At 64.4% G+C, this 15,458-nt stretch carries 12 protein-coding genes; 11 read left to right on the top strand and 1 reads right to left on the bottom strand.

Annotation, left to right across the window (positions count from 1 at the left end; genetic code table 11):
• Positions 1-159 precede the first annotated feature (159 nt).
• From B9A31_RS16340 to B9A31_RS16290, 11 genes are all read left to right on the top strand, one after another.
• A complete protein-coding gene (locus tag B9A31_RS16340; RefSeq protein WP_016715661.1) occupies positions 160-1,566 on the top strand; it encodes an amino acid permease in 1,407 nt (468 codons plus the stop codon).
• Positions 1,567-1,726: 160 nt separating this feature from the next.
• On the top strand, positions 1,727-2,521 hold the full coding sequence (locus B9A31_RS16335) for an enoyl-CoA hydratase/isomerase family protein (RefSeq protein WP_025754514.1): 795 nt from the start codon (positions 1,727-1,729) through the stop codon (positions 2,519-2,521).
• A 32-nt stretch (positions 2,522-2,553) separates the two neighbouring features.
• Positions 2,554-3,714 (top strand): acyl-CoA dehydrogenase family protein, encoded by a 1,161-nt coding sequence (locus B9A31_RS16330; protein ID WP_025754513.1) that lies wholly within the window; start codon positions 2,554-2,556, stop codon positions 3,712-3,714.
• Positions 3,715-3,732: 18 nt separating this feature from the next.
• Entirely contained in the window at positions 3,733-5,850 is a 2,118-nt protein-coding gene (locus B9A31_RS16325) for an acetate--CoA ligase family protein (RefSeq protein ID WP_025754512.1), read from the top strand.
• Complete coding sequence (locus B9A31_RS16320; RefSeq protein ID WP_084297148.1) at positions 5,843-7,450, top strand: 5-guanidino-2-oxopentanoate decarboxylase; 1,608 nt, start codon at positions 5,843-5,845, stop codon at positions 7,448-7,450. The genes B9A31_RS16325 and B9A31_RS16320 overlap by 8 nt, the downstream gene beginning before the upstream one ends.
• A 34-nt stretch (positions 7,451-7,484) precedes the next feature.
• Positions 7,485-8,714 (top strand): alanine racemase, encoded by a 1,230-nt coding sequence (gene alr, locus B9A31_RS16315; RefSeq protein ID WP_019097886.1) that lies wholly within the window; start codon positions 7,485-7,487, stop codon positions 8,712-8,714.
• A gap of 24 nt (positions 8,715-8,738) precedes the next feature.
• Positions 8,739-9,917, top strand: coding sequence for a pyridoxal phosphate-dependent aminotransferase (locus B9A31_RS16310; protein ID WP_084297147.1), 1,179 nt, complete (start codon positions 8,739-8,741; stop codon positions 9,915-9,917).
• A gap of 43 nt (positions 9,918-9,960) precedes the next feature.
• Complete coding sequence (locus tag B9A31_RS16305; protein WP_019097884.1) at positions 9,961-10,662, top strand: NAD(P)H-dependent oxidoreductase; 702 nt, start codon at positions 9,961-9,963, stop codon at positions 10,660-10,662.
• A gap of 192 nt (positions 10,663-10,854) precedes the next feature.
• Positions 10,855-11,958 (top strand): polyamine ABC transporter substrate-binding protein, encoded by a 1,104-nt coding sequence (locus B9A31_RS16300; RefSeq protein ID WP_019097883.1) that lies wholly within the window; start codon positions 10,855-10,857, stop codon positions 11,956-11,958.
• A gap of 34 nt (positions 11,959-11,992) precedes the next feature.
• Positions 11,993-13,405, top strand: a complete 1,413-nt coding sequence (locus tag B9A31_RS16295; protein WP_084297146.1) for an aminotransferase — start codon at positions 11,993-11,995, stop codon at positions 13,403-13,405.
• A gap of 53 nt (positions 13,406-13,458) precedes the next feature.
• On the top strand, positions 13,459-14,292 hold the full coding sequence (locus B9A31_RS16290; protein WP_025754510.1) for a helix-turn-helix domain-containing protein: 834 nt from the start codon (positions 13,459-13,461) through the stop codon (positions 14,290-14,292).
• Here the strand turns inward: B9A31_RS16290 and B9A31_RS16285 are convergent.
• Positions 14,289-15,374, bottom strand: coding sequence for a helix-turn-helix domain-containing protein (locus tag B9A31_RS16285; RefSeq protein ID WP_025754509.1), 1,086 nt, complete (start codon positions 15,372-15,374; stop codon positions 14,289-14,291). The genes B9A31_RS16290 and B9A31_RS16285 overlap by 4 nt on opposite strands.
• Positions 15,375-15,458: the final 84 nt, after the last annotated feature.

Here is a 15,458-nt window from a genome sequence, read left to right as displayed (position 1 = left end):
GTTCGTACAACGGCGTCTTACATCTGTTTCCAATAATCCATGGCAACCGTGCTGTACGCGGTCCATGAGGCTTACTGGAGACAAGAACAATGACATGCGCTAGTGCTCAGCCCTTCCTTCACACCACCCCGCGCACCGGCCGCAATGGCGAGGTGCACCATGACTGACACCCACGAGAAGATCCAGCTCACCCGCGCACTGAAAAGCCGTCACATCTTCATGTTGTCGCTGGGCGGGGTGATCGGCACCGGCCTGTTCATGGGCTCGGGCGTGACCATCAACCAGGGCGGCCCGGTGGGCGCCATCCTGGCCTACCTGGTGGCAGGCTTGCTGATGTATCTGGTGATGGTCTGCCTGGGCGAGCTGTCGGTGCAGATGCCGGTGTCCGGCTCGTTTCAGGCCCACGCCACCAAGTTCATTGGCCCCGCCACCGGCTTCATGATCGGCTGGGTGTACTGGATGAGCTGGGCCACTACTGTGGGCCTGGAGTTCACCGCCGCCGGCATGCTGATGACCCGTTGGTTCCCCGAGGTTCCGATCTGGTACTGGTCGGCGCTGTTCGTGGTCGTGCTGTTCGGCCTCAACGCCTTGGCCACCCGCGCTTTTGGCGAGGCGGAGTACTGGTTCTCGGGCATCAAGGTGGCGACCATCCTCGGTTTCATTGTCATTGGCCTGTTGGTGATTTTCGGCGCCATCCCGCTGAGCAGCGGGGCACCGGCACCGATGCTGGACAACCTGGTGGGCGAGTCGCTGTTCCCACACGGCCTGTCGGCGGTCTTCGCCGTGATGATGACCGTGGTCTATGCCTTCCAGGGGTGTGAAATCATGGGCGTGGCCGCCGGTGAGACCGAGCACCCGGAAAAGAGCATCCCGCGGGCCGTGCGCAACGTGGTGTTCCGTGTGCTGATCTTCTATGTGCTGGCGATTGCCGTGCTGTCGGCCATCGTGCCGTACGAGCAGGCTGGCTTGATGGAAAGCCCGTTCGTGCAGGTGTTCGACATGGTCGGCATCCCTTACGCCGCCGACCTGATGAACTTCGTCATCCTTACCGCCATCCTGTCGGTGGGCAACTCCGGGCTGTATGCGTCCACACGCATTCTGTGGGCCATGTCCAAGAGCGGCATGGCGCCGAAAAGTCTCTCGCCGCTGAGCAAGCGTGGTGTACCGCTGCGGGCGCTGAGCATCACCCTGTGCTTTGCGTTGATCTCGTTGATGACCAGCTTCATTGCCGCCGACACCCTGTTCATGGTGCTGATGGCGGTGAGCGGCATGTCCGGCACCGTGACCTGGATCGTCATTGCCCTGGCGCAATACCGCTTCCGCAGAGCCTACCTGCGTGAAGGTGGGCAACTGCAAGGCTTGAAGTACAGGGCGCCGCTGTACCCGCTGGTGCCGCTGCTGTGCATCACCTTGTGCAGTTCGCTGTTCGTGTTCCTGGCGCTGGATGAAACCCAGCGGCCGTCGCTGTACTGGGGCTTTGGCTTCATTGCCCTGTGCTATGCGGCGTATTTCTTTGTAAATCGTCGTCGGCAAGGGGCCCTGGCACCCAGCGCGCCCGGTGTCTGAACCGACAGCCCATGCCGCACACCCCCTGCAATAGCAGGGGGTGTGTAACGTCGAAGACCAAGTTGTGCGAAGTTGTAACAGCCCATCCCGCCTTGTTGAACACTCGTTTAGTATCTCCCTCGTCAGCCCCTCAAATAGACACAACAATACCGAGGCCTACATGACCACCCCGTCGTCGTCTCTGTTGAGCAAGGTCGAAACCGGCGTTGCCTGGATCACCCTCAACCGCCCAGAGCAGCGCAACGCGCTGGATATCCCCACCCTCAAGCAGCTGCACGCCTTGCTCGACAGCCACAACGGCGACCCGGCCGTACGCGTGGTGGTATTGACTGGCAGCGGCCGCAGCTTCTGCGCCGGTGCCGACCTGGCCGAGTGGGCCGCCGCCGAGGCTGCAGGTACCCTGGAAACCTATGGCTGGACCGAAACCGCCCACGCCCTGATGTTGCGCTTGCACAGCCTCGACAAACCCACCCTCGCTGCCATCAACGGCACCGCCGTGGGCGGGGGCATGGACCTCAGCCTGTGCTGCGACCTGCGTATCGCCGCCGCCTCGGCGCGTTTCAAGGCCGGTTACACCAGCATGGGCTACAGCCCCGATGCCGGCGCCAGCTGGCACCTGCCTCGGCTGATCGGCAGCGAACAGGCCAAGCGCCTGTTGTTCCTCGATGAACTGTGGGGCGCCGAACGCGCCCTGGCAGCCGGGCTGGTCAGCGAAGTGTGCCCTGACGAACAACTGCCCGCCGTAGCCGCCGAACTGGCCGGGCGCCTGGCCAACGGCCCGACATTCGCCTACGCGCAAACCAAGCGGCTTATATGCGATGGCGCCCGGCGCACCCTGGCCGAACAGCTGGAAGCCGAGCGCCACGCCGGCCTGCTGTGTGGCCGTAGCCAGGACGGCGCCGAGGCGCTGCAAGCTTCGGTTGAACGTCGCGCCCCCCGTTTCACCGGCCAGTAACCTGATACCGACCCTGACCAGGACCTTCGCAGATGAATTTCCAACTGACCCAAGAACAAGAAATGTTGGTGGAAGCGGTACGCAGCTTTGTTGCCAAAGAGCTGCTGCCCCATGAGGAAGCGGTGGACCGAGCCGATGCCGTGTCTCCGGAACTGGCCGCGTACATCCGTGGCAAGGCCATCGCCGCCGGGTTCTACGCGTTCAACATGCCGGAGGAGGTGGGCGGCGGCGGCCTGGACTACCTGTCCCAGGCGCTGATCGAACGCGAGTTGTCCAAGGTGTCCTGGGCGCTGCATGTGTTCGTTGCCCGGCCGTCGAAAATCCTCATGGCCTGCAAGGACGAGCAGATCAACGACTACCTGCTGCCCTGCGTACAGGGCGAGAAAACCGATTGCTTCGCCCTCACCGAGCCGGGGGCCGGCTCTGATGCCAACGCCATCAAGACCCGCGCCGTGCGCCAGGGCGATGACTTTGTCATCAATGGCAGCAAGCACTTCATCAGCCACGCGGGCCATGCCGACTTCGCCATTGTCTTTGCCGTCACTGACACCTACGAGCACAACGGGCGCAAGCGCAACGCGGTCACGGCCTTCCTGGTCGACCGTGGTACGCCGGGCATGACCATCCGCCGTGGCCCCAAGTGCGTGAGCAACCGCGGCTATCACACTTATGAGCTGTTCTTCGACGATTGCCGGGTACCGGCCAGCAAGGTGCTGGGTGAAGTCGACAAAGGCTGGGAAGTAGCCAACGCCTGGCTCACCGCCGGCCGGGTGATGGTTGCCGCCAACTGCGTAGGCCAGGCCCAGCGCGCCCTCGACCTGTCGCTGCAATGGGCCGCCGACCGCAAGCAGTTCGGCCAGGCCATTGGCAGCTATCAAGGTGTGTCGTTCAAGCTGGCCGACATGGCCACGCAGATCCGCGCTGCCGAAATGCTCACCCTGCACACTGCCTGGAAGATGGACCAGGGCAGCATGACCGATGGCGAGGCTGGCATGGCCAAATTGTTCGCCAGTGAAGTGCTGGGCAAGGTGGCCGACGAAGCCGTGCAGATCTTCGGCGGCATGGGCCTGATGGATGAAGGGCCGGTCGAGCGCATCTGGCGCAATGCGCGCATCGAGCGCATCTGGGAGGGCACCTCGGAAATCCAGCGGCACATCATCGCCCGTGAACTGCTGCGCCCGCTGCTGCGCTGACCGGCCTGGAGAACGCACATGTCGCAATCGATTCGTGACAACCTCAAGCGCCTGCTGGCGCCCCGGCACCTGGCCTTCGTTGGTGGGCGCAGCATGGCGCGGGCGCTCAAGCGCTGCGCGGAAGGGGGCTTTGGTGGCGAGCTGTGGCTGGTCAACCCGCAGCACGAAAGCCTGGAGGGCATCCCTTGCGTAGCGCGGGTGGCCGACTTGCCCTATGCCCCGGACGCGGTGTTCATCGCCACCAACCGCGAGCGGACGTTGCAGTGTGTGGCCGAGTTGGCTGCACGCGGGGCCGGCGGCGCCATCTGCTATGCCTCGGGCTTTGCCGAGTGTGGCGAGGAGGGCCGCCAGTTGCAGCAGTGCCTGCTTGACGCTGCTGGCGACATGGCCTTGCTCGGCCCCAACTGCTACGGCCTGCTCGACTACCTGCACGGGGCCGCCCTGTGGCCGGTGGCCCATGGCGGTAAACAGGTGGAGAAGGGCGTGGCGATTCTCACCCAAAGCGGTAACTTCGCCTACAACCTGTCCATGAGCGACCGCTCGCTACCGGTGGCCTACATGGCCTCGGTCGGTAACCAGGCGCAACTGGGTGTGGCCGAGTTGATGGACGTGCTGCTTGACGACCCACGGGTAACGGCGATCGGCCTGCATCTGGAAGGCCTGAAAAACGTGCAGGGCTTCGCGCGCGCCGCTCACAAAGCGCTGCAACAGGGCACGCCGATCATTGCCTTGAAAACGGGCGTGTCGCAAATCGGTGCTGAACTGGCGCTCAGCCACACCAGCTCGTTGTCCGGCTCCGATGCCTTGTACGACAGCCTGTTCCAGCGCTTGGGGGTGATCCGTGTCAGTGGCCCGGTCAGCTTTGTCGAAACCCTCAAGGCCGCCGCTTGCGGGCACTTGCCGGCAGACGGCGAGCTGATCGCACTGGCTTGCTCAGGCGGTGATGCCGGGCTGATTGCCGACTATGCCGAGCGAAACCGGTTGAACCTTCCAACGCTTGAACCAGAGCAGGTGACGGCACTGACCTGCGTGCTGCCAGCCTATGCCAACCTGGTCAACCCGCTGGATTTCACCACGGCCATCTGGGGCGATGAAGCGGCCCTGCAGTGCATGCTCGATAGCACCCTGAGCGGGCCGGCCGGTGCTGCCATGCTGGTGCTGGATTACCCAGCGGCCTTTACCGGCGAGCGCAAGGAATGCGACCTGCTGCTAAGGCTTTACTGCGATGCGCTGGAGCGCCATGGCAAGATCGGCTTCGTTACCTCGGCCTTCCCCGAGCTGCTGCCCGCCAGCGCGCGTGAGCGCCTGCATGCGCGCGGCATCGCTGCCTTGCAGGGCGTGGAAGACGGCCTGGCTGCGTGGGGCTGCATCGTCGGTTACCAACGCAACCGCCAGCGGCTGCTGGAGCAGGGCGAGGCCGCACGCGTACCGTTGTGCCCGCAGGCGCTCACGGGCGAAAACCGGTTGCTGGATGAATGGCAATCCAAGCAAGCGCTGCGCGCCTTTGGCTTGCCGGTGCCAGCGGGTGTACTGAGCACGCCCGAACGCGCCGTGGCAGACGCCGCACGTGTGGGTTACCCGCTGGTGCTGAAGGCCGTCAGCGCGCAGTTGCCACACAAGACTGAGGCCGGTGCGGTGGCGCTGAATCTGCGCGATGCTGCTGCCCTGGAAGCCGCACTGGTGCAGATGCGCCAGCGCATCGCCGCCTACGCCCCGCACGTAGCATTCGACCAGGTACTGCTCGAACCCATGGCCGAGCCGCCGCTGGCCGAGCTGATCGTCGGCATCAAGCGTGAACACGACTTCGCCCTGGCGCTGGTGATGGGGGCCGGAGGCGTGTTGGTCGAACTGCTCAAAGACAGCGTCAGCCTGTTGCTGCCCACCACCGACAGCGCCATCCGTGCCGCACTGCTGAGCCTGCGCAGCGCCAGCCTGCTGCAAGGCTTCCGTGGTCGCCCGGCCGCCGACCTCGACGCGCTGGTTGCAGCCATCCGCGCGGTGGCCGACTACGCCTGCGAAAACGCCGGGCACCTGCTGGAACTGGATGTGAACCCATTGATGGTGGGGGCCCGTGGCACCACTGCGGTCGACGCGTTGATCCGCCTCGGCCAGGCGCAAGGAGAACGACATGAATAACCACAGCATGACTGCCGGCCAGGCGCTGGTACGGCTGTTGGCCAATTACGGCGTGGAAACCGTGTTCGGCATCCCCGGCGTGCATACCCTGGAGCTTTACCGTGGCCTGCCGGGCAGTGGCATCCGCCATGTGCTGACCCGGCATGAGCAGGGCGCCGGTTTCATGGCCGACGGCTACGCGCGGGTCAGTGGCAAGCCTGGGGTGTGCTTTGTCATCACCGGCCCGGGCGTGACCAACGCCGCCACCGCCATTGGCCAGGCCTATGCCGACTCTATCCCGATGCTGGTGATTTCCAGCGTCAACCACACCGCCAGCCTGGGCAAGGGCTGGGGTTGCCTGCACGAAACCCAGGACCAGCGCGCCATGACAGCGCCGATCACCGCGTTTTCTGCTGTGGCCCTGCGCGGCGAAGACCTGCCCGAGCTGATCGCCCGCGCCTGGGCAGTGTTCGACAGCGAACGGCCGCGCCCGGTGCACATTTCGGTGCCGCTGGACGTGCTGGCCGCGCCGGTAAGCCGCGACTGGAGCAATGAGGTGGTGCGTCGGCCCGGCCGTGGCCAGCCGTGCCGGGAAACCCTCGACCGGGCGGCCCTGAAGCTGGCGGCGGCCAAGCGGCCGATGATCATTGCCGGCGGGGGGGCGCTGCACGCTGCCGAGCCACTGGCGCAACTGAGCACTCGCCTGGCGGCACCGGTGTTCACCAGCGTGGCCGGCAAGGGCCTGCTGCCACCGGACGCTCCACTCAATGCCGGCTCTAGCCTGTGCGTGGAGCCCGGTTGGCAACTCATCAGCGAGGCCGATGTGGTGCTGGCCGTGGGCACCGAAATGGCCGACACCGACTTCTGGCGCGAGCGCCTGCCGATCACGGGCGAACTGCTGCGCGTGGACATCGACCCGCGCAAGTTCAACGACTTCTACCCCTGTGCCATGGCCCTGCACGGCGATGCCCGGCAAACCCTGTGCGGCTTGCTCGACCACCTGCCGGAGCTCGCCCGCGAACCGGCTCAGGCCCACGAGGCTGTGGCCAGCCTGCGCCAGGCCATCCGCAACGGGCATGCGCCACTGCAGGCCACGCACCAGGCCATTCTGGACCGCATTGCCGCGGTGCTGCCCGACAACGCTTTCATCAGCAGCGACATGACCCAGCTGGCCTACACCGGCAACTACGCCTTCGCCAGCCGGGCGCCACGCAGCTGGCTGCACCCCACCGGCTACGGCACCCTCGGCTACGGCCTGCCGGCCGGCATCGGCGGCATGCTCGCCACCGATCACCGCCCGGGCCTGGTGCTGGTGGGCGACGGCGGTTTTCTTTACACCGCCCAGGAACTGGCCACTGCGGTCGAAGAACTGGACCGCCCGATGGTCGTACTGCTGTGGAACAATGACGCCCTCGGTCAGATCCGTGACGACATGCTCGGCCTGGACATCGAACCGGTCGGTGTACTGCCGCGCAACCCGGACTTCGTCGGCCTGGCCCGCGCCTTTGGTTGCGCGGTGCGCCAGCCGCGAGACCTGGACGCGCTGCAGGCCGACCTGGCCATTGGCTTCGCCACACCCGGCGTGACCTTTATCGAACTCAAACACACCTGTGTGCGCTAAACCGCGCACACCACCCATAACAAGAGAAACCACCATGCCATTTCGCCGTACCCTTCTGGCCGCCTCCCTGGCCCTGCTGATCACTGGCCAGGCTCCGCTGTACGCCGCGCCGCCGCTGTCGATGGACAACGGCACCACCGCCTTGACCGTGCAAAACAGCAACGCCTGGGTCGAAATCAGCGCCAGCGCCCTGCAACACAACATCCGCACCTTGCAGGCCGAACTGGCCGGCAAGTCCAAGCTGTGTGCCGTGCTCAAGGCCGATGCCTATGGCCACGGTGTCGGCCTGGTGATGCCGTCGATCATTGCCCAGGGCGTGCCCTGCGTGGCGGTGGCCAGCAACGAGGAGGCCCGCGTGGTCCGCGCCAGTGGCTTCACCGGGCAACTGGTGCGGGTACGCCTGGCCAGCCTCAGCGAAGTGGAAGACGCCTTGCAGTACGACATGGAAGAACTGGTGGGCAGTGCCGAATTCGCCCGCCAACTCGACGCCATCGCCGAGCGCCATGGCAAGCCGTTGCGCATCCACCTGGCGCTCAATTCCAGCGGCATGAGCCGCAACGGGGTAGAGATGACCACTTGGTCCGGCCGTGGCGAAGCGTTGCAGGTTACCGACCAGAAGCACCTCAAGCTGGTCGCGCTGATGACCCACTTTGCCGTGGAAGACAAAGATGATGTGCGCAAGGGCCTGGCAGCGTTCAACGAGCAGACCGACTGGCTGATCAAGCACGCCAAGCTGGACCGCAGCAAGCTCACCCTGCACGCCGCCAACTCGTTCGCTACGCTGGAGGTGCCGGAAGCGCGCCTGGACATGGTGCGCACCGGTGGCGCGCTGTTCGGTGACACCGTGCCGAGCCACACCGAGTACCAGCGGGCCATGCAGTTCAAGTCGCGTGTGGCTGCCGTGCACAGCTACCCGGCCGGCAATACCGTCGGTTACGACCGCACCTTTACTTTGGCCCGTGACGCTCGGCTGGCCAATATCACTGTCGGCTATTCCGACGGTTACCGCCGGGCGTTTACCAACAAGGGCCATGTGCTGATCAACGGCCACCGTGTGCCGGTCGTGGGCAAGGTGTCGATGAACACGCTGATGGTGGACGTTACCGACTTCCCGGATGTGAAGGGGGGCAACGAAGTGGTGCTGTTCGGCAAGCAGGCCGGGGGCGAAATCACCCAGGCCGAAATGGAAGACATCAATGGCGCGTTGCTCGCCGACCTGTACACCGTGTGGGGCAGTTCCAACCCGAAGATCCTCGTCGACTGAAACCGCCATTGAAGGGAGATTGCCATGCGCTACGCCACGCTCACCCAACGCATCGCCGGCGACGGGGCTGCGGCCTGGGACATCCACTACCGCGCCCTGGCGTTGCAGGCCGAGGGCAAGGACATCCTGCTGCTCTCGGTAGGTGACCCGGACTTCGACACGCCCGCGCCGATCGTTGACGCGGCCATCGACAGCCTGCGTGCGGGCCACACCCATTACGCCGATGTGCGCGGCAAGCTGGCCCTGCGCCAGGCCATTGCCAACCGCCACCGGCAGCGCAGCGGCCAAGCGGTCAGCGCAGACCAGGTGACCGTGTTGGCGGGTGCCCAGTGCGCGTTGTACTGCGTGGCCCAGTGCGTGCTGGACCCGGGCGACGAGGTGATCGTTGCCGAGCCCATGTATGTCACGTACGCGGCCGTGTTCGGTGCTTGTGGTGCCAAGGTGGTACCGGTGCCGGTGAAGCCGGAGAACGGCTTTCGCGTTTGCCCGCGAGACGTGGCCGAGCGCATCACGCCGCGCACCCGCGCGCTGGCCCTGAACAGCCCGCACAATCCCTCGGGTGCAAGCCTGGCCCGTGCGACCTGGGAAGCACTCGCCGAATTGTGCATCGCCCGTGACCTGTGGCTGATTTCCGACGAGGTGTACAGCGAGCTGCTGTACGAGGGTGAACATGTGAGCCCAGCCAGCCTGCCGGGTATGGCCGAACGCACCGCCACCCTCAACAGCCTGTCGAAATCGCATGCCATGACGGGCTGGCGGGTGGGCTGGGTAGTCGGTTCGGCTGAACTGGCCACGCACCTGGAGAACCTCGCCTTGTGCATGCTGTATGGCTCGCCAGACTTCATTCAGGACGCTGCGGTGGTGGCGCTGGAGCAGCAGTTGCCCGAACTGGACGCCATGCGCGAGGCCTATCGCCAGCGCCGTGACCTGGTGTGCGAGCAACTGGCTGGCTGCCCGGGCCTCAAGGCGTTGAAGCCCGATGGTGGCATGTTCGTGATGGTTGATATCCGCGAAACCGGCCTCAGTGCCCAGGCCTTTGCCGACCGCCTGCTGAACAGCCAGGGCGTGTCGGTATTGGCCGGCGAAGCCTTTGGCCCCAGCGCCGCCGGGCATATTCGCCTGGGGCTGGTGCTGGGCAACGAGGCGCTCGTCGATGCCTGCCAGCGCATCGCCCGCTGTGCCGGCGAGCTGATGCAAGGCTAAGCGACGGCGGCAAAACAACCTGTTTTGTGCAAGGAGAACACGAGTGAATGTACTGATCGTCCACGCTCACCCCGAGCCACAATCGTTTACCGCCGCACTGCGCGACCAGGCCGTGGAAACCTTTCGTGCCCAGGGCCACCAGGTGCAGGTCAGCGACTTGTACGCCATGGGCTGGAACCCGGTGGCCAGTGCCGAAGACTTCACCCAGCGCGAGAACCCGCAATACCTGGTGTATGCACTGGAGCAACGCCAGGGGGTCAAGCGCGGTGCCATCGCTGCGGATATCCAGCAGGAACTGGACAAGCTGCTGTGGGCTGACCTGCTGGTGCTCAACTTCCCGATCTTCTGGTTCTCGGCGCCGGCCATGCTCAAGGGCTGGATCGACCGGGTGCTGGTGTCGGGGGTGTGCTATGGCGGCAAGCGCTTCTACGACCAGGGTGGTTTGACGGGCAAGCAGGCGCTGGTCACCATAACCCTGGGCGGGCGCGAGCACATGTTTGGCGAAGGGGCGATTCATGGCCCGCTGGAAGACATGTTGCGGCCGATTCTGCGGGGTACGCTGGCCTACGTGGGGTTCGAGGTGTTGCCGCCGTTCGTGGCTTGGCATGTGCCGTATATCAGCGATGAGGCGCGCCAGGGCTTCTTGCTGCAGTACCGACAGCGGCTGGAGCAGCTCTCGGATGATCAGCCGCTGGTGTTCCCGCGGTTGGCGCAGTTCGATGAGGCGCTGTACCCGCTGACCTGATCTTTCTCCTGTACCAACCCTTGGGGCCGCAACGCGGCCCCAACCTGTTATCGGCCTACGACATTGCGCAAACCTGGCAGTGCCGTCTGCCAAAAACGACCACCCACACATTCGGGGTATGTTCCCCCTCGGCAAATCCCCCGATAGTGAACCCATCGGCTCGATCCGGAGCATTCACACGATGGAGTTGCCATGCGCAAGGTACTGAAGGTGATGGGTGGTCTGCTGCTGGTGGCTGGCGCAAGCCTCGCCCAGGCGGGAGAGGTGGACAGCGGTAACACGCTGCGGTTGTACAACTGGACCGACTACATCGGCGAAACCACCCTGGCCGACTTCGAGAAGGCCACCGGCATCAAGGTCATCTACGACACCTTCGACGGCTACGAAACGGTACAGACCAAACTGCTCACCGGCCGCTCCGGCTACGACCTGGTCATGCTCAACGCATCCTTGGTACCCCCGCTGATCAGTGCTGGGGTGTTCCAGGCGCTGGACAAGCAGCAACTGCCCAGCTGGCACAACCTCGACCCGCAAGTGGTTGACAACCTGCAGGGCTACGACCCAGGCCTCAAGTACTCGGCGCCCTACACCTGGGGCAGTTCGGGGGTCACTTACAACGTCGACAAGATCACCGCGCGCATGCCCGACGCCCCCATCGGCTCGCTGGCCATGCTGTTCGACCCCAAGATCGTCTCGCGCTTCGCCGACTGTGGCGTCACCCTGATGGACGCGCCCACCGAGGTCATTCCGCTGGCCCTGCAATACCTGGGCAAGGACCCGCGCAGCGCATCCGCGGCCGACCTCAAGGCCGCCGAACAACTGTTGCTGAGCATCCGCCCCTTTATTCGCAAGTTCGACTCGGTCAACTACCTGACCAGCCTGCCCAACGGCGATGTCTGCCTGGCACTGACCTGGTCCGGTGACTACGCCACCGCCCAGGCCCGCGCGGTGGAAGCGAAGAAGGACATCAAGCTGTCGTTCTTCATCCCCCAGGAGGGCTCGTTGATCTGGTTCGACAACCTGTACATCCCCAAGGATGCGCCCCATGCAGCCAACGCTCACCGCTTCATCGAGTTTTTGCTGCAGCCGCAGACCATGGCCAAGGTCACCGACTACATCCACTACGCCAACAGCAACGCTGCTGCCACTGCGCTGGTGCGTGACGACATCCGCCAGGACCCGGCCATCTACCCCGATTCATCCACCCGCGAACGCCTGTTCGCGCAGAAAACCCAGAGCCCCAAGGACATGCGTGCCATCACCCGGGTCTGGAGCACGGTCAAGACCGGTTTCTGAACACTGCCCAACGATTCCCGCCAAGGAGCTGCCCATGGCCACCCCAAGCAAAGCATTCTCCATCGCCCACGACCCGCTGGTGGAAGCCGATAAGGCCCACTACATGCACGGCTACCATGTGTTCGACGAGCACCGCGAGCAAGGCGCACTGAACATCGTCGCCGGCGAGGGCGCGTACATTCGCGACACCCACGGCAACCGCTTCCTCGATGCCGTTGGCGGCATGTGGTGCACCAACATCGGCCTGGGCCGTGAGGAGATGGCCCAGGCCATCGCCGACCAGGTGCGCCAACTGGCCTATTCCAACCCGTTCTCCGACATGGCCAACGACGTGGCCATCGAGCTGTGCCAGAAACTTGCGCAGCTGGCCCCCGGCGACCTGAACCATGTGTTCCTCACCACCGGCGGCTCGACCGCTGTCGACACCGCCTACCGGCTGATCCAGTACTACCAGAACTGCCGCGGCAAGCCACACAAGAAACATATCATTGCCCGCTACAACGCTTACCACGGCTCTACCACCCTTACCATGTCGATCGGCAACAAGGCCGCCGACCGGGTGCCGGAGTTCGATTATCACCATGACCTGATCCACCACGTCTCCAACCCCAACCCGTACCGCGCGCCGGACGACATGGACGAGGCCGAGTTCCTCGACTTCCTCGTGGCCGAGTTCGAGGACAAGGTCCTCTCGTTGGGCGCTGACAACGTGGCAGCGTTCTTCGCCGAGCCGATCATGGGCTCGGGCGGGGTGATCATTCCACCCAAGGGCTATTTCGAACGCATGTGGCAGCTGTGCCAGACCTACGACATCCTGTTCGTCGCCGACGAGGTGGTGACCTCGTTCGGGCGCCTGGGTACCTTCTTCGCCAGCGAGGAGCTGTTTGGCGTTACCCCCGACATCATCACTACCGCCAAGGGCCTGACCTCGGCCTACCTGCCGCTGGGGGCGTGCATTTTCTCCGAGCGCATCTGGCAGGTTATCGCCGAGCCGGGCAAGGGCCGTTGCTTCACCCATGGTTTCACTTACAGCGGTCACCCGGTGTGCTGCACGGCGGCGCTGAAGAACATCGAGATCATCGAGCGCGAGCAGTTGCTGGAGCACGTCAAGGACGTTGGCAGCTATCTGGAACAACGCCTGCAAAGCCTGCGCGAGTTGCCGCTGGTGGGGGATGTGCGCTGCATGAAGCTGATGGCCTGCGTCGAGTTCGTGGCCGACAAGGCCAGCAAGGCGCTGTTCCCGGATGAGGTGAACATTGGTGAACGCATCCACAGCAAGGCCCAGGCCAAGGGGCTGCTGGTACGCCCGATCATGCACCTGAATGTGATGTCGCCGCCGTTGATCATTACCCATGCGCAGGTGGATGAAATCGTCGAGACCCTGCGCCAGTGCATCATCGAAACCGCGCGCGAACTCACCGCGCTTGGCCTGTACCGGGGCCGATGAACCTGGCGCAAAGGGCTGTGCGGGGGCGTGCCTGGCAGGCTAGACTGCCGGGCATGACCCAGGCCACCCCCGACACCCCGCTTACCCTCACCATGGGCGCGCTGCAGCAATGGCATGCGGCGTTGCAGCGTGCGCTGGCCAATAGCGAAACGCCTGAGGCGCTGGAGCATGTAGCCGCTGCCATCGGCCAGCTGGTGCAGGTGGAATCGATGATGATCAGCCTGGAGTGCCAGGGGCGGGCGCCGCAGCTTTTATACCAGCAAGGCATTCCCGAACGGCACCGCGCCGCGGTGCTGGAACGCTACTTCAGCGCCGGTTACCTGCTCGACCCGTTCTGCCTGGCCGTGCAAGGCGGCCTGGCCGAAGGCTTTTACCACCTACAGGAAATCGCCCCCGACAACTTCTTCGACAGCGACTACTACAAGGCCTATTACCTGGGCACCGGTTGCAGCGAAGACAGCTACTACATCGTCGACCTCAGCGCGGGCCGCAAGCTATCGCTGAGCCTGTTCCAGGGGTGCAGCGGTACGCCCCTGAGTGCCGGGCAGATCGACCTGCTGCGGGCGCTGGAGCCTATGGTGCGCGAACTGCTGGGGCGCTATGCCCGACACAACCTGGAGCCTGGCACTGCATCGGTCGAGCGCGGCGGCTTGCAGGCAGCGTTCGACAGCTTTGGCTGCCAAGTGCTGACCGACCGCGAGCGCGAGGTGGCACACATGATCTTGCGAGGGCATTCGGTGAAGTCGACCGCGCTGGAGCTGGGTATCTCGCCTGAGACGGTGCGCATGCACCGCAAGAACCTGTACCTGAAGCTGGAGATCAACTCCCAGTCCGAGTTGTTTGCACGGTTCATCGACTGGTTGCGCGGCGACCCCCTCGAAAATTAGAGACTGATCTTGGCCAGTCGAGCTTCCAGCGCGGCAATATGTGCCTGCAGCCGTTCATGTTCCTGGCGCTCGGCGCTGATGTCCTCGAACACGCTGATCAGGTGTTCAGGCTCGCCATTGGCATGGCGCTGCAACGAGGTGCGGGCGCGCACCCAGATGTACTCGCCGTTCTTGTGGCGCACGCGTTTTTCTACCTCGTAACGCTCGGTCTCACCGGCCAGCATGCGCTGCAGCAGTTGCAGGTTCTGCGCCAGGTCGTCAGCGTGGGTGATCTGCTGGAAGGTCATGCCGTAGAGCTCTTCGGCTCGGTAGCCCAGCAGCTCGCACAGGCTGTTGTTGACCCGCTGCCAGGTGCCGTCCGGGTCGATGTAGGCGAGGGCGCCCCAGGCCAGTTCGAAGATCGCCCGGAAGCGTTCCTCGCTTTGGCTAAGCGCTTGTTGGGCCACCTGACGTTCGGTGTTGTCCATGCTGATACCGACCATTTTCACCGAGCGCCCGGCGCTGTCGCGTACCACCGTGGCGCGGGAGGAAATCCAGCGTACTTCGCCATCGGGGCGGGTGATGCGGAAGTCGCACTCACAACCCGTGCCCTCGGCTACCGCCTCGGCGTACATCGCCTGCATGCGCTGCACGTCTTCGTCGGGCAGGTGCTTCCAGAAGTCTTCGTTGTGGTGCACCGGCCAGCCGTACACCTGCTCGACGTTAGGCGAGTAGGTGACTTCGTCACTGATCAGGTTCCACTCCCAGGTGACGATGCGCGCGCCTTCCTGGGCCAGCTTCATGCGCGTTTCGCTTTCCATGATCTCGGCGGTCAGGCGCCGGCGCAGGTCGGTCATCGGCAGCTCGACCACCTGCGGTTGCTGGATGTTCTGCAGGGCTTCGTCGCCATAGCGCAACCAGATCCAGTTGACCTTGAGAAAATCGGCCAGCTTGCGCAGGTTGTCGTAGTCGATCTCGCCGCCACGGGTCCACTTGTGTACTGCGGTGCGTGAGATGCCCAAGGCCGTGCCCACGGCTTGCAGGGTCAGCTTGTGATGCTCGAGCAGTTCCTTGAGGCGGAAGGCGAAGCTGTTTTCCAACATCGGCAGGGTGTCCTGATCTGGGCCAAGAGCCTGCCAGTATACGCAAGCCGTCAACTTTTGGTTGACGGCCTTTGCAGCGGTCAC

It is taken from the genome of Pseudomonas sp. URIL14HWK12:I5, from assembly GCF_900176445.1.
GTDB lineage: Bacteria > Pseudomonadota > Gammaproteobacteria > Pseudomonadales > Pseudomonadaceae > Aquipseudomonas > Aquipseudomonas monteilii.
The sequence above is the reverse complement of the archived record's forward strand: the minus strand, read 5'-3'. Positions and strand labels throughout refer to the sequence as shown.

Coding starts and splice junctions, on each gene's coding strand:
- B9A31_RS16330 (WP_025754513.1), top strand. CDS start 2,554: ATGAATTTCCAACTGACCCAAGAACAAGAAATGTTGGTGGAAGCGGTA.
- B9A31_RS16295 (WP_084297146.1), top strand. CDS start 11,993: ATGGCCACCCCAAGCAAAGCATTCTCCATCGCCCACGACCCGCTGGTG.
- B9A31_RS16285 (WP_025754509.1), bottom strand. CDS start 15,374: ATGTTGGAAAACAGCTTCGCCTTCCGCCTCAAGGAACTGCTCGAGCAT.
- B9A31_RS16325 (WP_025754512.1), top strand. CDS start 3,733: ATGTCGCAATCGATTCGTGACAACCTCAAGCGCCTGCTGGCGCCCCGG.
- B9A31_RS16300 (WP_019097883.1), top strand. CDS start 10,855: ATGCGCAAGGTACTGAAGGTGATGGGTGGTCTGCTGCTGGTGGCTGGC.
- alr (WP_019097886.1), top strand. CDS start 7,485: ATGCCATTTCGCCGTACCCTTCTGGCCGCCTCCCTGGCCCTGCTGATC.
- B9A31_RS16320 (WP_084297148.1), top strand. CDS start 5,843: ATGAATAACCACAGCATGACTGCCGGCCAGGCGCTGGTACGGCTGTTG.
- B9A31_RS16335 (WP_025754514.1), top strand. CDS start 1,727: ATGACCACCCCGTCGTCGTCTCTGTTGAGCAAGGTCGAAACCGGCGTT.
- B9A31_RS16310 (WP_084297147.1), top strand. CDS start 8,739: ATGCGCTACGCCACGCTCACCCAACGCATCGCCGGCGACGGGGCTGCG.
- B9A31_RS16340 (WP_016715661.1), top strand. CDS start 160: ATGACTGACACCCACGAGAAGATCCAGCTCACCCGCGCACTGAAAAGC.
- B9A31_RS16290 (WP_025754510.1), top strand. CDS start 13,459: ATGACCCAGGCCACCCCCGACACCCCGCTTACCCTCACCATGGGCGCG.